Source organism: Stenotrophomonas genospecies 5, from assembly GCF_054473825.1.
The window spans coordinates 1,387,231-1,409,789 of sequence record NZ_JBTMUW010000001.1; the positions used below are offsets into that span (position 1 = coordinate 1,387,231).

General features: G+C 67.7%; 20 protein-coding genes. 14 read left to right on the forward strand and 6 right to left on the reverse strand.

Going from position 1 to position 22,559, the window contains the following annotated elements; all coding sequences use genetic code 11:
* Positions 1-1,693 (reverse strand): ESPR domain-containing protein (locus tag ACX9OW_RS06380; protein WP_459062085.1); only part of this gene is annotated, 1,693 nt, incomplete at its 3' end.
* Between the two features lie 202 nt (positions 1,694-1,895).
* Positions 1,896-2,876 (reverse strand): AraC family transcriptional regulator, encoded by a 981-nt coding sequence (locus ACX9OW_RS06385; RefSeq protein ID WP_459062086.1) that lies wholly within the window; start codon positions 2,874-2,876, stop codon positions 1,896-1,898.
* 690 nt (positions 2,877-3,566) lie between these two features.
* On the opposite strand from ACX9OW_RS06385, the gene ACX9OW_RS06390 reads away from it, so the two are divergent.
* From ACX9OW_RS06390 to ACX9OW_RS06450, 13 genes are all read left to right on the forward strand, one after another.
* The gene (locus ACX9OW_RS06390; RefSeq protein ID WP_065175243.1) at positions 3,567-3,746 is read left to right on the forward strand and encodes a Flp family type IVb pilin; all 180 of its coding nucleotides are present in this window, start codon (positions 3,567-3,569) and stop codon (positions 3,744-3,746) included.
* Positions 3,747-3,850: 104 nt separating this feature from the next.
* On the forward strand, positions 3,851-4,396 hold the full coding sequence (locus tag ACX9OW_RS06395; RefSeq protein WP_065182942.1) for an A24 family peptidase: 546 nt from the start codon (positions 3,851-3,853) through the stop codon (positions 4,394-4,396).
* The gene (locus ACX9OW_RS06400) at positions 4,393-4,869 is read left to right on the forward strand and encodes a TadE/TadG family type IV pilus assembly protein (protein ID WP_065182943.1); all 477 of its coding nucleotides are present in this window, start codon (positions 4,393-4,395) and stop codon (positions 4,867-4,869) included. Before ACX9OW_RS06395 ends, ACX9OW_RS06400 begins: the two co-directional genes overlap by 4 nt.
* A gap of 19 nt (positions 4,870-4,888) precedes the next feature.
* Complete coding sequence (gene cpaB / locus ACX9OW_RS06405) at positions 4,889-5,932, forward strand: Flp pilus assembly protein CpaB (RefSeq protein ID WP_065182944.1); 1,044 nt, start codon at positions 4,889-4,891, stop codon at positions 5,930-5,932.
* Positions 5,933-5,950: 18 nt separating this feature from the next.
* Positions 5,951-7,309: a type II and III secretion system protein family protein gene (locus ACX9OW_RS06410; protein WP_459062087.1), complete on the forward strand. Its 1,359-nt coding sequence runs from the start codon at positions 5,951-5,953 to the stop codon at positions 7,307-7,309.
* 27 nt (positions 7,310-7,336) lie between these two features.
* The gene (locus ACX9OW_RS06415) at positions 7,337-8,593 is read left to right on the forward strand and encodes an AAA family ATPase (protein WP_065175248.1); all 1,257 of its coding nucleotides are present in this window, start codon (positions 7,337-7,339) and stop codon (positions 8,591-8,593) included.
* Positions 8,578-9,927 (forward strand): CpaF family protein, encoded by a 1,350-nt coding sequence (locus ACX9OW_RS06420; RefSeq protein ID WP_065182946.1) that lies wholly within the window; start codon positions 8,578-8,580, stop codon positions 9,925-9,927. The genes ACX9OW_RS06415 and ACX9OW_RS06420 overlap by 16 nt, the downstream gene beginning before the upstream one ends.
* Before the next feature lie 2 nt (positions 9,928-9,929).
* Positions 9,930-10,880: a type II secretion system F family protein gene (locus ACX9OW_RS06425; protein ID WP_065182947.1), complete on the forward strand. Its 951-nt coding sequence runs from the start codon at positions 9,930-9,932 to the stop codon at positions 10,878-10,880.
* A 22-nt stretch (positions 10,881-10,902) separates the two neighbouring features.
* Positions 10,903-11,832 (forward strand): type II secretion system F family protein, encoded by a 930-nt coding sequence (locus ACX9OW_RS06430; RefSeq protein WP_253118575.1) that lies wholly within the window; start codon positions 10,903-10,905, stop codon positions 11,830-11,832.
* A gap of 5 nt (positions 11,833-11,837) precedes the next feature.
* On the forward strand, positions 11,838-12,713 hold the full coding sequence (locus ACX9OW_RS06435; RefSeq protein WP_262100531.1) for a tetratricopeptide repeat protein: 876 nt from the start codon (positions 11,838-11,840) through the stop codon (positions 12,711-12,713).
* On the forward strand, positions 12,710-13,165 hold the full coding sequence (locus ACX9OW_RS06440) for a DUF3613 domain-containing protein (RefSeq protein ID WP_459062088.1): 456 nt from the start codon (positions 12,710-12,712) through the stop codon (positions 13,163-13,165). The genes ACX9OW_RS06435 and ACX9OW_RS06440 overlap by 4 nt, the downstream gene beginning before the upstream one ends.
* An 8-nt stretch (positions 13,166-13,173) precedes the next feature.
* Positions 13,174-15,321, forward strand: coding sequence for a TadG family pilus assembly protein (locus tag ACX9OW_RS06445; RefSeq protein WP_111185930.1), 2,148 nt, complete (start codon positions 13,174-13,176; stop codon positions 15,319-15,321).
* Between the two features lie 98 nt (positions 15,322-15,419).
* Positions 15,420-16,127: a DUF2968 domain-containing protein gene (locus ACX9OW_RS06450; protein ID WP_065175254.1), complete on the forward strand. Its 708-nt coding sequence runs from the start codon at positions 15,420-15,422 to the stop codon at positions 16,125-16,127.
* Positions 16,128-16,197: 70 nt separating this feature from the next.
* Here the strand turns inward: ACX9OW_RS06450 and ACX9OW_RS06455 are convergent, their stop codons facing one another.
* Positions 16,198-16,593: a hypothetical protein gene (locus tag ACX9OW_RS06455; protein WP_459062467.1), complete on the reverse strand. Its 396-nt coding sequence runs from the start codon at positions 16,591-16,593 to the stop codon at positions 16,198-16,200.
* Positions 16,594-16,780: 187 nt separating this feature from the next.
* Between ACX9OW_RS06455 and ACX9OW_RS06460 the strand changes: the two genes are divergently transcribed.
* Positions 16,781-17,605 carry an alpha/beta fold hydrolase gene (locus ACX9OW_RS06460; RefSeq protein ID WP_074899116.1) on the forward strand — a complete coding sequence of 275 codons (825 nt, stop codon included), beginning with the start codon at positions 16,781-16,783 and terminating at the stop codon, positions 17,603-17,605.
* A gap of 105 nt (positions 17,606-17,710) precedes the next feature.
* Here ACX9OW_RS06460 and ACX9OW_RS06465 read toward each other — a convergent pair whose 3' ends face one another.
* Genes ACX9OW_RS06465 through ACX9OW_RS06475 form a run of 3 tightly spaced genes read right to left on the reverse strand, consistent with a single transcriptional unit; the run spans position 17,711 to position 22,460 of the window.
* Entirely contained in the window at positions 17,711-19,357 is a 1,647-nt protein-coding gene (locus ACX9OW_RS06465) for an MFS transporter (protein ID WP_340044646.1), read from the reverse strand.
* The gene (locus tag ACX9OW_RS06470) at positions 19,351-20,634 is read right to left on the reverse strand and encodes an alginate export family protein (protein ID WP_128989503.1); all 1,284 of its coding nucleotides are present in this window, start codon (positions 20,632-20,634) and stop codon (positions 19,351-19,353) included. Before ACX9OW_RS06470 ends, ACX9OW_RS06465 begins: the two co-directional genes overlap by 7 nt.
* The gene (locus ACX9OW_RS06475; RefSeq protein ID WP_180875334.1) at positions 20,613-22,460 is read right to left on the reverse strand and encodes an amidohydrolase; all 1,848 of its coding nucleotides are present in this window, start codon (positions 22,458-22,460) and stop codon (positions 20,613-20,615) included. Before ACX9OW_RS06475 ends, ACX9OW_RS06470 begins: the two co-directional genes overlap by 22 nt.
* Between the last annotated feature and the right edge of the window lie 99 nt (positions 22,461-22,559).

Sequence of the window (22,559 nt, forward strand, 5' to 3'; positions counted from 1 at the left end):
CGGTGCCGACGGTTCCATCGAGGACACCGCCAACCGCACCCACGGTGCCGTTCAAAGCGCCGCCTACGGCGCTGCCGACCGTGCCGACCGTGCCGTTGAGCGCGCCACCCACCGCACCACCGACGGTGCCGACGGTTCCATCGAGGACACCGCCAACCGCACCCACGGTGCCGTTCAAAGCGCCGCCTACGGCGCTGCCGATCGTGCCGACCGTGCCGTTGAGCGCGCCACCCACAGCACCACCGACGGTGCCGACGGTTCCATCGAGGACGCCACCTACAGCACCTACGGTGTTGTTCAACGTGTCGCCCAGGGAACCACCGACGTTGCCGACGGTGCCGTTCAGTACACCGCCCACCGCACTGCCGACCGTACCGACAGCACCGTGGAGCGTGCCGCCCACTGCGCCACCTACGGTGCCGACAGTGCCGTTCAGTACACCGCTCACCGCACCGCCGACGGCGCCGACGGTTTCGTGTAGCGTTCCGCCTGCTGCGCTGCCCACCGTGCCGACCACGTCGTGCACTACGCCACCCACCGCACCGCCGACCGTGCCGGCAGCTCCGTGAAGCGTGCCACCTACTGCGCCCACGGTGTTATGCAGCGTGCCGCCCACTGCGCCACCTACGGTGCCGACGGTTTCGTGCAGCGTCCCGCCTGCTGCGCTGCCCACCGTGCCGACTACGCCGTGCACTACGCCACCCACCGCACCGCCAAGATCGCCCAGGGCGCCGTGATGCAGGCCTCCGAGACCGAGCGTGCTGGCCTGCGCACTCACGACGGTCCGGCCCGCGAGCTTCAGGTTGCGATCGGCCACCACGTCCTGGCCACCCGGGCCCTGCACGCGCACCTTGCCGGCGACGCCTGCATCGAACGCCGCCGTGATCGCGCGATCATCGGTCTCGCCCGGCAGTTCTTCCTTGGCGGGCAAGCTCACCGCTGCGGTTGCGGAGGCCTTGCCCTGGCCCTCGATTCGATGTCCGGCGATGGCCAGATGCGAGTCGGCGTTGCCGTCGATGCCGGCCTTCAACCCGGACAATCCCTGCGAGGACGTCGTGATACCCGCTGCCGCCTTGGCGCCGGCACCCACCGATGCCACCGGGGCACCCGCGATGCCGACCCTGGCCTTTGCCTTCGCATCGGCCGTCAGCCCCAGCGGCGAAGCGGAGCCGGAGGAAACGTTCGCTGCCAGTGAGGTATCCACCTGGGTACCTGCTCCGATGCCGAGCTGGGCCCGCACATCAGCGGCCAGCGCTGGCGTGGGCACATGCTGCGGCGATGCGTTCGCCCCCAGCTTCACCTGCACGGCGGCCGGCAGGACCTCGTGCACCAGCGGCAGCGAGGCCGTGCTCAGCTGCAGGCCCACACGCGTATCGGCACTGATCGCAGGCGTGGCCTGCGCCTGTCGCGCGGCTGCAGCCAGGGCGACTTCGGCATCGACCTTCACCGGCAACGTCTGGGTGTACTTGGCCGCCAGCGCCTGCAGATCGCGCAGCGACTGGTTGGATTCGGTTGCGGATGCCGGCCCGCTGGCCAGCACGCACAGCAGTGCAAGCGCAAGGGCGCTGGGCGTCAGCAGGGAGGTGCGCGGATCGCGTGATGCGGTGCCGCCGCTATCGCCGGTGGCCAGTTCCGAGGCCACAACCAGAGCATTGAGCTGGCGGTTCCATACACGCCGGTAGATGCGGTTCATGAGCATTTCCCCCGTAGGCGAACAACTTGAATGACAGTGGACTTGCCGCTAGGCAGGTGACTGACATTTCAACGGTTCGCGGAGGCGTGGCGCACTTCAATCCGGCAGGGCAATCGCGCAATCCGGCAAATCCACGGCCGGATTCGGCAGCCGGATATGCAAAACCGGCAGCAATGCCGTGAAAGCCCCTGTGGGGCAAGACTCAGGCCGGTTGGCCCAACTGCGCGGGTGCACGCATCAGGGTATCCCGCGGAAGTTCACCGAACACCTTCCGGTAATTGTCGGCAAAGCGGGAGAGATCCCACAGGCCACAGCTCAGCGCGATCGCCTTGACAGAACGCCTGCTGGAGTCGGCCATCGATAGGCTGCGGCAGGCTGCACACAGGCGCAGCATGGACAGATAACGGTTGGGCGACGTACCGAACAGATCTTCAAATGCATAGCGCAGGCCACGCTCGCTGACACCGGCGGCGTCGCAGATTTCATTCATGTATATATTGCGACGCAGGTTGAGCCGCATGAAATTCTCGGCGCGCTGGGCGATCAGGTAATGCGTACGCCGTGCGCGGCTGCACCCCGGGCGATCGACGGCACCGGCACCCAGCAGGGCCTGGATGTGCTCATGCAGCAGCCGCTCGGTTTCCTCCGGCTGCAGGCTGGCACCCTGCCCCAGCTGCTGGTGCAGCTGCTGGTAATGCAGCGCCAGCGGGGCATCATCACCGGACAGATTGAACAGCGAGAGCGCCTGTCCCGCCGGCGGGGTGCTGCGCAGGCTCAGTTCGGTCAGCTTGCGCTGCACGCGGGATACCGGCACCAGCATCAGGGTCATGCGGGTACCGGGGCTGAGGGTGAATTCACTGATGCCTTCGGGAAGCACGGTCAACGCCATCCCGGCCGCCAGCGGTACGCCATGGCACCAGCTCACCGCCTCGTCGGTGGCCTGCAGATACCCCAGCATCGCCCAGTCCGGCGGCAGCATGAAGCGGCCACGGCAATGGAATCCGCAGCTGATGCTGCAGAACAGGGCTTCCTCATGCACGCGCGAAGCGAACGCCGCGCGCGGACCATTGCCGTCGAGCAGCAACAGTTCCACATCGCATACGCGAAGCACACCGCTCAGCGTGGCCAGGTCGATCGACCGGAGCTCGCCGTCGTCGCTGTCAACCACCCCACCATCAACCATGACAGTGTCGTCCCCCGTTGGTCAGCTGCCCGCCGCAACCCCCACTGCCCTACAGGTGCGCGCGGTTTCCAAGAGCATCATCCGTTGCCGTGATGGATGCGGCCACTGGCCGGCTCCACCTTGAAAGTACCAAACCTTGAATACGAGTATGCCCGATAATCCACGCAGGTAAACAGGTCGCACGGGAATACAGCAACCCGCGCCCGGCGTGAAGGAAATGTGGGCGCCAGTGGCACGATTCTCGCATGCGTTAACCCGGGTCACATTATTAACATCACGATGAATCGTTACGCCTGGGAACGGCGCTTCATCACAGAATAAGCAACCGATTATCAGGAATAAGAGATTCCTGCCGAATTTGCATATAGGTTCCGGTTGCACCCGGCCGCCATTCAGGCAAAGTCGGTATCACGGTGATCGAACCGCTCCGATGCGGTCACACCCAGGGGACAGCATGACGATGCACGCGCTGCTCGATGACGTTGCGACCACCGGCCTGGTGCCGCGCGGTCGCACATGCGCGGTCGCTGCACTCCCTGGCGGAGATCACCCTGCTTTAGCGATGCGGGACAGTCCCGCATTGCCACCTCCGCCAGGATGGCAGAGGTCCATGGACGGTCCCGACGGAGTCGGGCAACCGGCCGATGCAGGTGTCTTGTTGCCATTGACAGGTAGAGGGAGACAACCGTCATGAACGCTTCCATCCGCAAGTTCCTGAAAGAAGAAGATGGCGTGACCGCACTCGAGTACGGGCTGCTGGCCGCTGTGATCGCCGGCATCCTGATTGCCGTGGGCCGCACCCAGATCACGGAATTCTTCACCACGCTGTTCACCCGCCTTTCGGCAATCGCCACCGAAGCAACCACCTGAGCGACCTGCGGACGCACCACCGCTGGTCGCGCCATCCGCGACCACGGTGGCCGCAGGCCGGGATGCGGTTGCAGACGGTCCAGTGACGGACGAAGGGGAGTGCGATGACACTGCTGGGACTATTGGCCATCGGTGTGTGCCTGCGGATCGCGATCAGCGATCTGTATGCCCGCCGGGTGCCCAATGCCTGGCTGCTGGCTGCGTGCGCACTCGCAATACCTCTGCTCGTCGCCGGGCAATTTGGTGAGCCACGACTGCCATGGCCGGCGCACCTGCTCGGTGCCGTTGCCGGCTTGCTCGCGCTCCTGCCCTTCTACGCACTACGCTGGATGGGCGCAGGCGACGTGAAATTCTTTGCCGTGCTCGGCCTGCTGCTGGGATGGCATGCCTTGCTGCCGATATGGGTAGTGGCCAGCCTTGCCGCCGGCGCCCACGCAGTGGCGATCCTGCTCGGGCGTCAGCTGGGCATGCACCTGCCGATGCGCGTGCAGCTGCAGGTATCGCGCGCCAGCGAGCAATGGCAGACACACCCCGCATTGCGCGGAATGGAGGCTGCCCGCCAGGGGCGCCGCGGCATTCCCTATGCGGCCTACCTCGCATTGGCGGCGATCGGCTGGCTCCTGGCCACGACCTACGGAGGTCTCGCATGAACACCCTCGGTCCGCGGCGCCAGCGTGGCGTGGTTGCCGTCGAATACGCGCTGATGATGATCCTCGGCCTGGTGCCGCTGCTGCTGTTCACTTTTTCCGGCGTGCTGATCATGGCTGCCCAGCAGACGCTTGCAACGGCCGCTGCCGAAGGCGCGCGCGCATCGCTGCGCTTCGGAACCGCCAACGAACGACGCACCGCCGCGTGCGTCGCAGCACGCCAGTCGATGCAATGGCTGCTGCAGTTCTCCAGGCAGAACCCCGACTGCAGCGCAGGCGGCACCGGTCCGATCCAGGTCTCGGCGCAGGCACCGTGCGCGGGCATGGCAACCGCGCAGTGCATGACGGTCACCGTCCGCTACGACTACGCCGCCCACCCCTTCTTCCCCGGCACCGCCACGCTTTACGGCTGGGTGATGCAGGCCCCCATCCGCAGCGTCGCGGTCGCCCAGCTCGACCTCGGCTCCGGCAACTGACGGTACAGGAGACGGTTCCATGCTCAAGTTGACCCGCATCGCCGCCATCGCTCTGATCGCACTCGCGGTGCTGCTGGCGCTGATCGCATTCGTGATCGGCCGCAGGCCCGCCCCTTCGGTGGAAAGCGCGGCTCCGGTCGTTCAGGCCGACGCACAGGCCATTACGGTGGTCGAGGCCATCGCCCGGCTGCCGGCCGGTGAACCGATCACTGCCAATGGCGTGCGCCTGGCGCGTCGAAGCGCGGCCGTGCCGGGCGCCGTCGCCGACCTGGCCGCCGTGGTCGGCAAGGTGCCGGTGCAGGACATCGCCGAAGGCAGCACCATCAGCGACGCGGTGCTGGCACAGGGCTTCTCGCTGCAGCTGCGGCCCGGCGAGCGTGCACTGGCGGTGCCGGTGGATGAACTGGTCGGTGCCGGCAACCGTATCCTGCCAGGCGATTTCGTCGATGTGTTCCTCAACCTGCGCAGCGAACCCGCCAGCTACAACGCGGCACCCGACGCCGCACAGACCCGCCTGCTGCTGTCGCGCCTGCGCGTGCTCAGTTATGGCCAGCAGGACATCGCCCCGAACACGGGCAGCACGAATGCCAGCGCCGATGCCAGCAACCGTGCAGACCCGCGCGCGGCAGATATCACCAGCAACGCCAGCAGCGGTGGCGGCAGTAGCGGTGACGCAGCCCAGCCGGCCCGCAGCGCCGTGCTGGCGGTGCCGGTGGCCGATGCCAACCGGCTGCTGCTGGGCGCGCAGCAGGGCAAGCTCTACCTCGCGCTGCGCAATCCCGCCGACGCCGGCCAGCCCGACCTGGCCCTGTTCCCGCAGGCGCGAGGCGTGATCGATCCGCTGCGTGGCCTGGACGCGGAACAGCAGCTGGCGTTGCAGCGCCCCGAGAACCACGCCTTCGCCGGCATCGATGGCGATGCCCTGGCCGGCCGCAGCAGCGCACGCGCACGCACGGTGAACGACGCCCCCGCACAGCCCCCCGCCGCCCGCCGCAGCGCACCGCGCGCATCCGGAATCGAGATCATCCGCGGCGATGGTTCTGCGCCCCGCGGCTCCCTTTGACCTGCACCGAGAGCTTCCATGACCGAACGTCGCCAGAGTCCACGCCCCTCCTCCCGCCAGCGCTGGCTCGCTCTGCTGCTGGTGCTGCTGGCGCCTGCGACCAGCGTGGCTGCTGACGACCTGGTGCTGCAGGCCCGCGAACAGCGGCCATGGACACTGCCCACGGACCTGGAACGGGTGGCCATCGCCGATCCGGGCGTCGCCGATATCGTGATGCTGCGTGGCCAGCGCCAGGCGCTGCTGGTCGGCAAGGCCCCCGGCACCACCACCCTGCTGCTGTGGCACCGCAAGCAGTCGGAGCCACAGCGCGTGCAGGTCCGCGTGCAGAGCGCGGTGCAGGGGGCGGCCGATGCGGGTTCCAGCGGCCTGGTGTTCACCCAGCAGGACCAACAGGGCCTGCTGCAGGGAAGCACCGACAGCGCGCTCTCGCACATGCAGGAACAGAAGGCGGCCGCGATGGCGTTGGGCAAGGATGGCCAGCTGGCCGATGCCTCCACCATCGCCAGCGGCGGTGTGGTCCAGGTCGAGGTGAAGGTGGTCGAGTTCAACAAGACCGCGCTGAAACAGGTCGGCATCAGCTTCCAGAACCGCAACGGCGGTTTTGCCTATGGCTTCGCTCGTCCGGGCGGCATCCTGCCGGGCAATACCGGCGTGCTGCCCGGCATGCAGGAGGGCAATTCCAGCAACGAATCGGAATCGCCCATCTCGTCGGCCTTCCGCCTGGTGTTCGGCTCGACGAAGGGCCTGTGGAATGCGGACCTCGATCTGCTGCAGTCCAATGGCATGGCCCGGGTGCTGGCCGAGCCGACCCTGGTCGCGCTGTCCGGCCAGAGCGCCAGCTTCCTCGCCGGTGGTGAACTGCCGATCCTCGAACCCCAGGGCCTGGGGACCACCACCATCACCTACAAGCCGTTCGGCATCGGCCTGACCGTCACCCCGACCGTGCTCGCGCCCAACCGCATCGCCCTGAAGGTGGCGCCGGAAGCCAGCGACCTCGACTACACCAACGCCATTTCCCTCAACGGTGTGCAGATTCCGTCGATCAGCACCCGCCGTGCCGATACCACGGTGGAACTGGGCGATGGCGAGAGCTTCGTGATCGGCGGTCTCGTCAGCTCGACGGTCGCCTCCACGGTGAACAAGATCCCGCTGCTGGGCGACCTGCCGATCATCGGCTCGTTCTTCCGCGATTTCGACTACAAGCGCCAGGACAAGGAACTGGTGATCATCGTCACGCCACGGCTGGTGCAGCCCCTCGCCCGCAATGCCGAGCTGGCACTGCCAGGCGAGCGCGAGGCCCGGCCCAACCTGCCTGAGTGGGGTTCCTGGCTGCTGGGTCCGGTCAGCCAGGACCCGGTGCCCGGTTTCTCACGTTGAATCCATGATGCCTGCGATACCACGCCCATGCCCTACGCCACTGCCCAGCCGCTGCATCCGCAAGGACCGCCGATGAACCTGGTCCTGTACGGGATGGATCGCGAACTGCTGCCGCGGCTGGCGGCCAAGCTGCCGCCTGCCACCACCCTGCACTGGCAGGACAGCGGTGAGCCGACATCCGCGCAGGACCTGCAACGCGGTCCGCAGAATCTGGTACTGCTCGACTTCCGCCCCGAGCACGCCGCCGCCTCGACCGTGCTGGCGCAGCAGCTGCAGCAGACCCAGCCGGACCTTGCGCTGGTCGCCGTTGGCGCCACCAGTGCCGGGCAGGTCGAAGGCGTGGTGATGGCGCTGCGCGCCGGCCTGCGCGATGTGCTCGACCTGGACAGCGACAACACCGGCATCGAGGCCGCGCTGCGCCGCGCGCTCTCGCCCCGGCCCGCCGCTGCCGCACACCAGCCGCACAAGGCGCGGTTGATCCTGCTGCTGGGCGTACGTGCCGGGGTCGGCACCAGCACACTGGCCGCGCATCTGGCCGTGCTTGCACAACAGACCCATGCATTGGCGCAGGGCGAGGCCAGCACCCAGGACGGTCTGCTGCTGGAACTGGCGCAGCCGGCAGGCGACCTGGCGCTCTACCTCAATCTGGACAGCCGCTTCCACTACGAAGATGCACTGCGCAATGCCAGCCGCATCGACGCCACCCTGGCGCGCACTGCGATGGCGCGCCATGACAGCGGACTGGTCCTGCTCGACCGCGCCAGCGGCAGCGATGCGCTGCCACCGTCCGATCCGGGCGCCCTGCTGCAGCGGCTGCGCGGCGTGTTTGCCAGCGTGCTGTGCGACGCCGGCGGCTGCCCGCTGCGTCAACTGCCACCGCTGCTGCTGGACCAGGCCGACGAGATCTGGCTGGTCGCGGACGCTTCGATCGCCACTCTGGTCTCGCTTGACCATGCGCTCAAGCATCTGTCCGGCCAGCGCGAACGGGAGAAGCGCCTGCAACTGGTGATCAACCGCCATGACGACAGCAGCGGCATGAGCCCGGAGCAGATCGCCCGACGGTTCGAGCTTCCACTGCTGGCCACGCTCCCCGAACGACCACGCGTACGCGCCTCCGCCAGCCACGGCCACCTGCTGCTGCAGGACGCGCCGCGTGATCCGTACCTGCGTGCCCTCGCCCCGCTCGTCCAACGCCTGGATCCGGCTGCATGCCCGGTCCAGACGCACGGCCTGCGGGAAAGACTTGCCCTTGCCCTGGGTGGATCGCAATGGAAGACAAAGTAACCCCGTTTCCGCACGCCGTCGCCCGCCACACCGTTCCTGACCACGTTGCGGGCAATCTGCCGTTCGCAGAGACCGAGCAGTACCAGAAGGTGCTGTCCGCGGCGCATGAGCACCTGCTCAACAGCATCGAGGACGAGCGCATCGATATCGATTCGTGGGCTCCGGACACGATCGCGCGCTGGGTGCAGGTGCAGACCGTGGGTTTCATCCAGGAATGGCGCATCCCGATCAATGAAGAGGAGATGCAGGTGGTGGCCGAGGGCCTGGTCAAGGAGCTGACCGGCTTCGGCCCGCTGGACGACCTGCTGCATGATCCCACCATCGAAGACATCCTGATCAATGGCTTCAAGGATGTGCATGTCTCGCAGGGCGGACAGCTCAAGCGCGCAACCCAGCGCTTCACCGACGACACCCATCTGCTGCGCATCCTGCGCCGCATCCTCGCGCCACTTGGCCGGCGCCTGGATGACTCCAACCCGATGGTGGATGCGCGCCTGCCCAACGGCGGCCGCCTCAATGCGATCATCTCGCCGCTGGCGGTGGACGGCCCGATGGTCTCCATCCGCAAGTTCCGCAAGGACCCGTTCACGCCCGATGAACTGCTGGCCAAGGGCACCTTCGATGCGCCGATGCAGGCGCTGCTGAAGGCGATGGTGCTGGGTCGCTGCAACATCCTCGTCTCCGGCGGCACCAGCTCGGGCAAGACCTCGCTGCTGAACGCCCTGGCCAGCTACGTGCCACCCACCGAGCGCGTGATCACCGTCGAGGACACCGCCGAGCTCTCGCTCAACCATCCGCACGTGGTGCGCCTGGAGAGCCGCATCGGTGGTGCGGAGGGACAGGGCGCCGTCAGCATCCGTGACCTGGTGCGCAACAGCCTGCGCATGCGCCCCGACCGCATCGTGGTCGGCGAGGTGCGCGGCGCGGAAGTGCTGGAGATGCTGCAGGCGATGAACACCGGCCACGACGGCTCGATGGCCACCATCCATGCCAACTCGCCGCGCGACTGTCTCTATCGCATCGAGATGCTGGCCGGCTTCGCCGGGTTCCAGGGCAGCGAAGACAGCCTGCGCCGGCAGATCGCCAGCGCGATCGATTTCATCGTGCAGATCTCGCGCCTCGGCAGTGGCCGGCGCGTGCTGGTATCGATCACCGAGATCACCGGCGTCAGCGACAACCTGATCACCACCCAGGAGATGTTCCGCCACGAAGTGCAGATCGACGGCAGTGGCAAGGAGACCGACCGCTGGATCGGGCTGGGCTTCCAGCCGCACTCGCACAAGCTCGAGCCGTTCCGCCAACTGTTGCGCGAATCCCTCTACGGAGACTACTGAACATGGGAACCGGCCTGCTGCTGGGCGTATTGAGCATCGTGTCGGTGCTGCTGGCGCTGGCGGTATGGCTGTGGGGCACCGCCAACAGCCGCGAACAGCGGCAGGCATCCCTGCAGCATGCCGAACAGCAGCTGGCACGTGGCAGCGCGGGCCCAGGCAGCAACGCGGCTGCGGCCAACGATGGATCGCGGCCGCTGCCGGCAGCAGCTGGCCGTCGCGCGCTGCCGTGGAATGGCCTGCTGCAACGCGCGGGCCTCGCCACCGGCTGGAAGGTGCCGCTGATGCTGCTGGTGCCTGGCCTGGCCCTCTCGCTGTTCGCGATGCTGCGGCTGGGAACTGCATGGATGCTGCCGCTGACGCTGCTGCTGTACCTGCTGGGCTGCTGGTTGTGGATCATGCGCCGCACCGCCAAGTTGCAGGCCAAGCTGCTGCATCAGCTGCCGGACTTCCTCGACAACCTGGTCCGCCTGACCGCGCTCGGCAACAGCCTGCAGTCGGCCTTCCAGGTCGCGTCGCAGCAGGCGACGCCGCCGCTGCGTGAGCTGCTGGACACCACGGTGCGATACGCGCGGGGCGGCATGGACCTGGACCGCGCACTGAACCTCGCCGCGCAGCCCTATCGGATGGAGGTGCTGAAGGTGCTGGCCGTGGTGATGGGCGTCAGCGTCCGCATCGGCGGCCGCGCCGATCAGATCCTGCAGCGCATGGGCGATTTCATGCGCGACCTGGAGCAGGCCCAGCAGGAGCTGTCAGCCACCACGTCCGAGACCCGCATGTCGGCCTGGGTGCTGGGACTGCTTCCGCCCGCCAGCGCCGTACTGATGGCGATCTCCAGCCCCGAGTTCTTCCAGCCCGTGCTGCACGATCCGCTCGGTCACAAGATCCTGCTGATCGCCCTGGGCCTGGAACTGCTCGGTGGTTTCCTGCTGTATCGCCTGGCCAAGTCGCTATGAGCATCCGCAGCGGAGATTCCCGATGAGCGCAACTGCCTGGTTTGCACTTGCCCTGCTGGTCCTGGCCGCCGGCGTCGCCCTGCTCGGTGTGGGCGGCTGGGTCCGCAGCCATCGCGAGGACCGCAGTGCGGCAACGCTGAAGACCGCATTGCAGCCACGTGATCCGATCGCCGACGAGGACGCGGCCCGCAGGGATTCACTGGGCTGGCTGGAGCGCTTCGGCCGGACGCTCAGCGGCGGGCGCCTGGAAGCCGCGCTGCTGGCAGGCGAGGATCGCCTGCTGCTTGATCTGGCCGGCTGGAACACCCGTCGCGGCACGGCGATCTATCTGGGCCTGCGCCTTCTGCTGGCAGTAATGGTGCTGGCGCTGACCCTGGCCGTGAGCGATGCCACCGGCCTGGCCCGGATCATGGTGATCGTCGGCGCGCTCGCCGCCGGCCTGCTGCTGCCCAAGTTCGTGCTGGCCGCGTGGGTCAAACGGCGGCGGCGCGCCGTCAACAACGAGTTGCCGCTGCTGATCGACCTGCTGCGCCTGCTGCAGGGGGTTGGCTTCAGCATGGATCAGAGCCTGCAGACCCTGGGCGACAAGCTGCGCGACGCACTGCCGGTGCTCGGTGGCGAGATCCAGGAGGCGAACGTCGCCTACACCCATGGACGCACTCGCGCCCAGTCGCTGCGCCGGCTCAGCGATGTCTACGGCGATGACGACCTGTCCAGCCTGGTGCAGTTGATCCTGCAGGTGCACGCCCACGGCGGCGCGGTGCAGGAGCCGCTGCGCCAGTTCAGCATCCGGCTGCGCGAACAGCGCCGCAATGCTCTGAAAGAGAAGGTCGGCAAGCTCTCGGTGAAGATGACCGTGGTGATGATGCTGACCCTGCTGCCTGCACTGATGCTGGTGCTGGCCGGGCCTGCGCTGGTCGCGCTGGCCAAAACCCTGTCGAACATGGGATGACCGTCATGCCTGCTCTGCGCCACGCCTGTCTGTTGTTTGCTCTTGCCACTGCCGTCGCGGGATGCGCCTCGTCCACCCCGAAGTACCTGCGCGCGCCCACCCTGGCCGAGCCCGGGCCCGCGCCGCAGGACAGCCGCAATGCCTACCTTGAGCTGATCGAGCGCATGCAGCTGCAAGGGGCCTGGTACGCCTCGCTGGCGCATGTGGATGCATTCCGCCAGCGCTACGGCGATCCTCCGGCGCTGCGCCTGCTGCAGGCCAATGCACTGCGCGAGACCGGCCAGACCGACGCCGCGGCCGCGCTGTACCGCGAACTCAGCAGCGGGCCGCAGGCCGCCGCCGCGGCACATGGCCTGGGCCTGATCGCCGCGCATCGCGATGACGAGGCCGGCAGCGAACTGTCGCTGGCCCGCGCCACCCAGCTGCAGCCGTTGAATACCGATTATCTGGGTGACCTGGGGTATGCGCGTCTGCGTGCCGGCCGCTTCGACCAGGCCCGCGAGCCGCTGGCCAAAGCACTGGAACTGTCACCGGGCAACGCCAAGGCGACCGCCAACCTGGCGCTGTGGGCGGTCCTGCGCGGCGACAACGCCACGGCCGAACGCCTGGCTGCGCAGGCCAACCTCAACGAAGACACCCGGCGCAGCATCCAGCAGCAGGCCCAGCAGATCCGCAGCCGGCTGCAGCAGCGCCAGGCGCAGGCGGCGGCCAGCAGCGCGGCACGGATCACCACCGCGCCGACCAACGCTACCGCCCCCGCCAGCAGCCGGCTGGCGGCCGAAACACGCCGTGACGCCCGCGATCGCGATCCCTCCCGTCTGCCGCCGTCGATGCTGGAGCGCTTCGGCACGTCCGACCACCCGACCGAGAACACGCCATGACCGCCATGACCCTGATCCGACGCCTGCTGCCTGCGGTCACCTGCTGCCTGCTTGCCACGGGAGCCCACGCACAGGCGCCACAGGCGCCGCTGACCGGCCAGATGCTGGGAGGCGGCCCGGCCGCCGGCCCGGCCGTCGCCCCACAGCAGGCCGAAGCACTGGCAACCGTCGACCTCGCGGCGCCTGCGCCGCCCCCGGCGATGCCGCCCGCGCCTCCTGCTCCGGTGGCCGCCGCACCGGCTGCGCCACGGCGCAACGAGGTCGGTGATGCCACGCGCCAGCTGTTCCAGCTGCAGGCGTCCGGGCAACAGGCGGGCGCGCGGCTGCCGATCCTCGGCGACCAGGCCACCGCCAGCTACGCGCGCTACCTGAAGAGTTTCGAGCAGGACATCCCCGCCTTCTTCGACACGGATGTCGGCAGTTCCAAGAGCACCTCCAACTCCGGACGCTGAGGCATGCCATGAACCGCTCTCGCCAGCCCCGTTTCCACCGCCCGCGCGGCGGCATGTCCGTCACCATGATGCTGGTGATGCTGGCACTGGTGGCCATGCTGGGTCTGATCGAGGTCGGCTTCCTGTTCTGGGCCAAGCGCGATGCGCAGAAGGTCGTGGACCTGGCGGCGCTGGCAGGTGCACAGCGACTTGAGCTGTGTACATCGAACAACGGCGACAACAGCGCCGCGCGGCAGAGCGCACTCACGCAGAACCAGTTCCCGGGCACGGTGCAGGTCCGCTGCGGCAACTGGAGCGCCGCACGCGGAGGCAACCGCTTCAGCGAGACGGTCGACGCCAGCAATCCGCGCAATGCGGTGCGGGTGGTTGCGACCCGCAGCGTGCTGCCGTTCTTCGGCCAGAACGAGAGCCTGCCGACCATCACCGTGCAGGCCGTGGCGCGCCGCTCGGAGCCGACGGCGGTGTTCGCGGTGGGTTCGCAGCTGCTGCGCACGAACGGCAACTCGCCCTTGATGGGCACCCTGCGCCTGGTGGGGCTGGACGTCACCAACGCCACGGTGCTGTCGTACGACGGACTGGCGCAGGCCAACATCACACCGTCAGGCCTGCTCAATGCGCTCGGCATTCCGGTCACCGCCAATCTCAGCGTGGCCGACTTCAATCGCCTGCTGTCGTTGAACCAGGTTTCACTGGCACGGCTGGTGGACGCCACCGCCACGGTGGTCGGCCGCAGCACCACCGCAGGCGTGCAGCTGCGTGCGCTGTCGGACCTGGTGGCCACCCGCCTTGACATCAATCGGGTCAATATCGCGCTGGGCAGCCAGAACGGCGGCGGCGGACTGTTCGCCGAGGTGATCTCTCCCGACGGCACGGTGGGCAGTGCGCTGCAGTCGCAGATCAACGTGCTTGACCTGGTCAATGCAGCCATCTCCATCGCCAATGATGGCAATGGCGTAGCGGTGCCGAACCTCAACCTGCTCGGCATGGATATCAAGGCAGGTGTTGTCGAACCGCCGTCGATCGCCATCGGCGGTGTCGGTTCGCGGGCCTACAACGCACAGGTCCGGCTGATGGTCGACGTCGACAGCGACCGCCTGTTCGGGGTGGGGCCACTGCTCAACCTGCTGGGCACGCGCCTGCACCTGCCATTGCATGTGGACGTGGCCAACGCGATGGGAACACTGACCAGCATCCAGTGCAGCGCGGCACCGCCCACCGCCACCATCCAGGTGGACTCCTCGGTACTGCGCGCGTGCGTCGGCAAGGTCAATGCCGCCGACCGCTTCTCCAAGAGCAATGTCTGCGACGCCACCTTGCAGAACGAACAACTGCTGACACTGCTGGGACGGCCGCTGATCAACGACAAGATCACCCTGCCGGCGCTGACCGGCACGCAGAGCCTGACCCTGGCCGCCGGCCAGACCGGCACCACCCGGATCAATCCCCTGGCCGTCGGTGACGCGGTCTCGCACCTGGTCAACGAGCTGCTGCGTGTCCTGTCGGGCATGCTGAGCTCGCCGGCACAGGGCATGAATGCCAACGACACGGCCAAGGCACTGGCCGACCGCTACCTGCAGGCAGCGTTCCCCTCGGGCGGCCGCTACAACGTCGACCAGCTCATTCCCCTGCTGCGCGACGGCGACCCGTCGCGCAACCTGGCACCGCTGGGCAACTGGACGGTCAAGAAGGGCGTGCCAAAACCCTGCCTGATCGGGCTGGGCACCTGCTGGGAAGATGGCTCGGTGTGGGCAGGCTACCGCGCCACCGTGACGGGACAGGGCCTGGGTCTGCTCGACGGGCTGCTCGGCTCACTGGTCGGCGGGCTGCTCATCAACCGCTGCGACAGCCTGCTGGGCAACCTGATCGACTACAACGGCTGCGTCCGCACCAATCTGGCCTCGTACATCCAGACCGCCCCGGACGGCTTCCTCGACGCGGCGGCCGGCGGCGGTGTCACCACGCCCGGCAACAACGTGTCCTGCAGCGGTGTGCTGTGCACCGTGCTGAGCCCGGTGCTGGCCGCGCTCAAGCCGGTGCTCAACACCGTCGGCTCCCTGCTGAGCACGACCCTGGCCAGCCTGCTGGGGCTGGAGCTGGGCCGCACCGATGTCAACGTCCAGTCCATCCAGTGCAATGGCGCACAGCTTGTGTTCTGAGCCGGGCCGGCGCCCTTGGCGCCGCCGCCGCGCATGCTAGACTCCCGGGCGGGGAACACTTCCATCTCAACCCACACTCATCCGTGGATGGTCCAGACATGCGAGAAACTTCAGGGGGCACCGTCTTCGCCCGCCACGCGCGCGGCGCGGCACTGCTGGCCGTGGCCATGCTGCTGGCGGCACCGTCCGCACTGGCGGCGCGCAGCAGCCGCGAAGCCGCAGCCGAACCGGTACGCAGCAGCGCACCCGTGGTACGCAACACGGTGGACGAGCTCAAGCAGTTGATGGACGCACGCCAGCTGACCGAACTGCGTACCACGTACAACGGCAACTACGGCGCCAGTCTGCTTTTCAATGCCAGTACCCTGACCTACTACGTCGCCCTGTTCCAGGAAAAGAACTTCTGGCGCGTCATCAAGACCGATGCCGTCGACAACGCCGAGCGGGTCTATCGCACGTTCGTGCAGCAGACCGAACAGCTCGCGCAGGTCTACATCGATACCACCCGCCTGGAGGCCGGCAAGCGCTATACCGAGCGCCTGGTGGCCTACAACGAAGAGCGCCTGCGTACCCTGCAGCAGGAAATGGAGCAGCAGCAGGCGCAGTCGGCCCAGGTCAGCGCGTCACTGCAGCAGGCCCAGCAGCAGGCCGTCAGCCTGAGCACCGATGTGCAGAGCACCAACAGCCAGCTGGACGCCCTGCAGCGCCGCATCCAGATCCTGCAGGCCGAACAGGGCAACCCCGAATTGAGCCTGCCGAAGCCGGACAGCACACCCGCGCCGGCAGCGGCCAGCGACGTTCGCTGAATCCCCCGACAGAACCCGACAGCGGCGCCGAACGGCGCCGTTGTCGTTTTTGGCCTGATTGCGACCCGATTCAGCGGCAGGCCTCGAACACGGCATCGTCCCACTGCCGGCGCTGGACGAAATCCGCCCGGCGCGTTCTGGCCAGCGCCTCCGTGCGCATCCTGCGCGCCCGTGCACAGGCCGCAGCATCCGCACTGATCGGAATCAACGCCCCCTGTGCACGGCCCGATCGCCGCATCGGCCTGCGTCCACCGTTACCGGGGGGCGCCCCGGCGGTGGGCGGCGCACTGCCGCGCGGCAGCGACTGCTCGGCGGGGACTTCCCAGCGCCACTCCGCCTGCCCCTGGCAAGGCGTCTGCTGGTACAGCGCACGCCCGCCGTCCGCGCACTTGTAGACCTGGGTCTGCGCCGCTGCGGATGTCGCCAGCAGCATGGCCAGCAGCCCCCATCCCGGCAGAGTCCTCATCTTCACCCCCTCCCACGACCAGCACTCATGGTCGGTACGACGAGCGCCGCGCGCCAGAGCGATCCGCGTCACATCCGTGCTCATCCAGCACAGCCGTGCAAGCCACTGCATCGCCTCTGCGCTGTACTGCCACAGGCGACGGCCACCTTCGCCGCCGCCGTCCTTCCCTTCCGCCAAGGAAACCGCAATGAGCAACTACATCACCGTCAACGACGGCGCCCGCATCTTCTACAAGGACTGGGGCACCGGGCAACCGGTCGTTTTCGCGCACGGCTGGCCACTGTCCTCAGACGCCTGGGACCCGCAGATGCTGTTCATGGGCCAGAACGGCTTCCGCGTGATCGCCCACGACCGGCGCAGCCACGGTCGTTCCAGCCAGACCTGGGATGGCAACAACATGGACACCTACGCCGACGACCTGGCCGCGGTGATCGACGCATTGGACCTGAAGGACGCCATCCTGGTCGGCCACTCCACCGGTGGCGGCGAGGTGGCTCACTACATCGGCCGCCATGGCAGCGCGCGCGTGGCGAAAGTGGTGCTGGTCGGTGCGGTACCGCCCCTGATGCTGAAGACCGCAGGCAACCCGGCCGGAACGCCACTGGAGGTCTTCGACGGCATCCGCAAGGGCACCGGCGGTGATCGTTCGCAGTTCTTCCAGGACCTGGCCACGCCCTTCTTCGGCGCCAACCGTGACGGCAACACGGTCACCCAGGGCATGCGCGATTCGTTCTGGCTGCAGGGCATGCTGGGCGGTGTGAAGGGCCAGTACGACTGCATCCATGAATTCTCGGAAGTCGACTACACCGCAGATCTGCAGAAGATCGACGTGCCGGCATGGGTCGTGCACGGTGACGACGACCAGATCGTCCCCTTCGATGCGTCGGCCAAGCTGTCCTCGCAGATCATCAAGGACGCCGAACTGACGGTCTACCCCGGCGCGCCGCACGGGCTGACCGTCACCCATGCCGATCGCTTCAACGCCGACCTGCTGGCGTTCGCCCGCAAATGATGTCCCGCGGCGGCGCCCCACTGCGCCGCCGCTCCTGCGGGGTAGCGACGGGTATTGCCCGGCGAACGTATCCAGCATCCGCCGGGCATGGCCCGGCGCTACCTGTCAGATATCGCTGTGATGGTGCGGTACCGCCGTGGGCAACGGGTCATGCCCGCCGACGAAATGACGTACCACCGGCGCGCGTTCACCACGGTGCAGAGCACGCAGCACTTCCTGGATCGCCTTGTCGTCGGCCGTGATGCGTTCGTGCTGGCGCAGGTGCTCCAGCCAGGACGGGGTCACGAAATACTCCAGATGGATGCCCGGGCTGGCCACATCTTCGACCACGCCCCACACCACCGCACCGTCGCGGCGCCGGACCGTGCCCAGCGCGCGCATCTGCGCCTGGAACGATGCACGGTCGGCGGCATCGATGCGGTATTCGATCGTCACCAGCACCGGCCCGCGATCGTTGGAGACCGGCACCGACAGTTCCGGCGCCGGCCAATGACCCGCAGGGCGCAGGTTGAGATCTTCGGTGCCAGCGATTCGCACCCTCCACACCAGCAGCCCGCCGATGACCGCGCCTGCTGCCGCAACCAGCAGCGCCAGTTCCGGCGATGTTCGCTGCGCCAGCGCGCCCCAGCATAGGCCGCCGGCGGCCATGCCTGCCGAGAACACCATGATGTACAGCGCCAGCGCTCGTGCCCTCACCCACGCCGGAACCGCCGTCTGTGCGGCGATCTGCAACGAGGACAGCACCGTGATCCAGGCAAAACCGTTCACCAGCATCACCACCGGCAGCAAGTACCAGCTGCGGGTCAGCGCCAGCCCAACCAGGCTCAGTGCCAGCGCCAGCGTCGCCAGCAACACCAGCAGATCGCGGTCCAGCTGTGCGCGCAATCTAGGCAGCAGCAGCGCCCCGGCAACCGCGCCGATGCCGATGCAGCCCAGCAGCATGCCGTACTGCCCTGCACCACCATGCATCTGCCCTCGCACCACCACCGGCAACAATGCGTTCATCGCCGCAGCGAAGAAGAAAAAGCCGACCGATTTGATCAGCACCGCCTGCAGACGCCCGGCGCGGCTGGCATAGCGCAGTCCGGCCTTCAGTCCGGCACCGAAGCCTTCCGGCGGCAGGCTCGATGCCTTCGGGTCACGCTTCCAGCCCCAGACCACGAACAGCATCGCACCGAAGGTAATGGCATTGAAGCCAAAGGCCCACACGGCTCCCAGCTGGGCGACGATCAGGCCACCGACAGCAGGCCCGATCGAACGGGCGATGTTGATGCCGATCGAATTCAGCGCCACTGCCGACGGCAGCATCGGCTGCGGAACCAGCTCGGAGACGATCGCTGCCTGCGCCGGCATCGCCATCGCCGCGCCACATCCCATGCAGAACGTGAGCAGCACCAGCAGCTGCGGCGTCAGCATGCCGAGCGAGGTCAGCACCGCCATCAAGGCCGCCACTGCCAGCATCCATCCCTGGGTGGCCAGCAGGTACGTGCGGCGATCGACGATGTCGGCCAGGGTTCCTGCGGCCAGTGCCAGCAGCACGATCGGTACGGTTGTGGCTGACTGCACCAGGGCCACCATCAACGGTGATCCTGTGCGTTCGGCCATCACCCAGGCCGCGGCCACGTCATTGACCCACGTACCGATGTTGCTGGCCAGGATCGCCAGCCAGATCGAGCGGAACATGCGGATCTTCAGCGGGGACCAGGCACCTGCGGCCGGTGCGGGAGGTTGCGATGTGCGTGCATTCACCATTGCCATGCTCCAACGATCGAGGCGAACAACGTGTCCTGGCCACCGGCCTGCGTCAGCGCAGGACCGGCATCGACCCAGGCCAGCTGCAGCTGCCACTGCCAGTGTGCACTGGCCTGCCAGCGGGTTTCGGATTTGTACTGGCGGCCGATCCTGCGCGCGCCGCCTGCGCTGCCGGGCAACGCCACCAGCGGTGCGGGCGTGGTGTACACCGCATCGGCGCGGCGGTGCTTCCAGGCCATCTGCATGCCCAGTTCAGTGGTGACGGATTCGTGCAACCGCAGTGTGAGGGTTGGCTGCACGTCCATCAGGTTCGCCGGCGCCAGCAGGCTGGCTTCGCTGAAGTAGGCCGATTTCGGGAACAGGGCATTGAAGGTGCCCAGCCGGGCGTCGTTCGGGCGGCCATCACCACTGGCGATGTCGGCCTTCAGTCCCAGCCGTGGCTGCAAGGGCAGTTGCGGCCAACGCCAACCGGTATCGGTGGCCAGCGTCCACGCGCGGATATCAAGCTGCTCGCTGGTGGTCCGCAGCTCACCGCCCTGCACGACCAGCTCGCTGTTCCAGTCCAACGATCCGGCCTGGCCGAACCAGCGCGCCCCGAGAGTCTGCCGGCGCTCGATGCCGGCGCCTGCCGCGAAGCGGGCGTCCTCCCGGCGATAGTCCAGCAGATAGAGGTCCCACTGGCCCGGACCCTGGCCTGGCGCCGTGGTTGCATAGGCACCCCACAGATGCGCACCGCGTTCGCCACGGTCATCGAACGCACCCGGCCGGTTCTCCACCGGACGCAGTGCCATCAGTTCCAGCACGCCCAGTCCGCCCTGCCATCCGACCCTGGCACCATCGAAGGCCAGGCGGATATTCGGCCCGTCGCGCACCGACAGCAGGCGCGAGCTGCCATGGCCCGCCTCCTGCCGCCCGAGCTGCACATGCAGGCCGCCGCGCTGCCAGCGCCAGTACGCCTGCTGCACGTCCAGCGCACCCCGATCGGTCCTGCCAGGTCCACCGGCCCTCCCACGCTCGCCGTGCACGCCCAGCTGCAGCATCGCCTTCCAGTCGCGTTCACCGTAGGTGGCCGACGCCAATGCGCGAAGCAGGCCGTAGCCATCCTCGCCGCCGCCGATACCGAAGCGGGTCGGGTCGTAGTACATGCCGCGCAGACGCATCGAGGCATCCCACTGCAACGTGCCATCAGCGGCATCGCTGCAGTAGCCCCCCTCGCAGGCGAGCGCAAGGGACGGCGCGGCCAGCAGGGCGAGGCTCAGAATGCGAAGCACGAGCATCCCATCGCACCCCAGAATGCGGTCAGATCATTGCTGGGTGCTGCGTGGCGCGCGGCATGGTCGTGTGCACCGTGGGTCCTGCAGGCCGCACCATGGTGATGGTGATGCGCCATCGCCAGGCCGGTGGCCGCGCCGCCCACGTGATACCCCCCGAACCGGTTGACCGGCGACCAGTCCGGCATCGCCGGCGGCAGCTGCGGCGCCAGTCCGGCATAGTCTTCGCCGGCATGCACGATGCGGCCACCGACCACGGTAAGCACGCTGGTGATGTCGGCGATGCGGGCATCTTCGACGCGGAAGAAATCGGCCGAGAGCAGGATGAAATCGGCCAACTGGCCTTCCCTCAAGGTGCCCTTCACCGCTTCATCGCCGGAGAACCATGCGCTGCCCTGCGTCCACAGGCGCAAGGCCTGCTCGCGCTCCAGCAGGTTCTCCTCCCCATACAGCGCCAGGCCGCCGACGGTGCGCCCGGTGACCAGCCACGACAGCGCGACCCAGGGGTTGTAGCTGGCCACGCGGGTGGCGTCGGTGCCCGCGCCGACCGGCACGCCTTCGGCCAGCATGCGCTTCACCGGCGGCGTGTGCCGTGCCGCCTGCACGCCATAGCGTTCGACGAACGCTTCGCCCTGGTAGGCCATGCGGTGCTGTACGGCAATGCCTCCACCCAGTGCCCGGATCCGCTCGATGTTGCGCGGGGTGATGGTCTCGGCGTGATCGATGAACCAGTGCAGTCCATCGAACGGTACTTCGCGGTTGACCTGCTCATAGACATCGAGGATGCGGCCGATGCTCTCGTCATAGGTCGCGTGGATGCGGAACGGCCAGCGCTTCTGCACCAGCAGCTTCACCACATCATGCAGCTCCGGCTCCAGTTCCGGCGGCAGCTCGGGGCGTGGTTCGCTGAACAGCTCGAAGTCCGCTGCCGAGAACACCAGCATCTCGCCGGCGCCGTTGTGGCGCAGCAGATCATCGCCCTGGCGGGGCTGCAGGATCTCACTCCAGCCACGGAAGTCATCCACTTCCTTGCCTTTGTTCTGCGTGAACAGGTTGTAGGCGATACGCACGGTCAGCTGGTCGTCGCGGTGCAGCTGCTCGATGACCTGGTAGTCCTCGGGATAGTTCTGGAAGCCTCCCCCGGCATCGATCACCGAGGTGATGCCGAGCCGGTTCAACTCGCGCATGAAGTGACGGGTGGAGTTGGCCTGGTATTCGACCGGCAGGCGTGGCCCCTTGGCGAGCGTCGCATACAGAATCAACGCATTGGGCTTGGCCAGCAGCAGGCCGGTGGGGTTGCCCAGCGAATCGCGCACGATCTGGCCACCGGGCGGGTCCGGCGTTTCGCGGGTGTAGCCGCATGCACGCAGCGCCGCCCCGTTGAGCAGCGCGCGGTCATACAGGTGCAGCAGGAACACCGGCGTATCCGGTGCGATCTGGTTGAGCTCCTGCAGGGTCGGCAGGCGCTTCTCGTGGAACTGGGCGGCGGTGAAGCCCCCCACCACGCGCACCCATTGCGGCGCCGGGGTGCGATCGACCTGTGCCTTGAGCATGGCCATTGCATCGGCCAGCGAACGCAGCCCGTCCCAGCGCAGCTCCAGGTTGTAGTTCAGGCCACCACGGATGAGGTGGGTGTGGCTGTCGTTGAGGCCGGGCACCAGTCGCCTGCCCTGTGCGTCGATGAGCGTGGCTTCGGCTCCCCAACCACGCATGATCTCTTCATCGCTGCCTACGGCGATGATGCGCCCTTCCTGTACGGCCAGCGCCTGTGCATGCGGACGGTGTGGATCGAGCGTGGTGATGCGGGCGTTGCGGATGACCAGTGTGTGCATGCGGCGCTCCTTGGGGGCGTAATCGAGGGCGGCGCCGGCCTGTCCGGCAAGGCCCAGCGCCACGGCAGCGCCGGTGCCCAGTACGACGCTGCGGCGGCC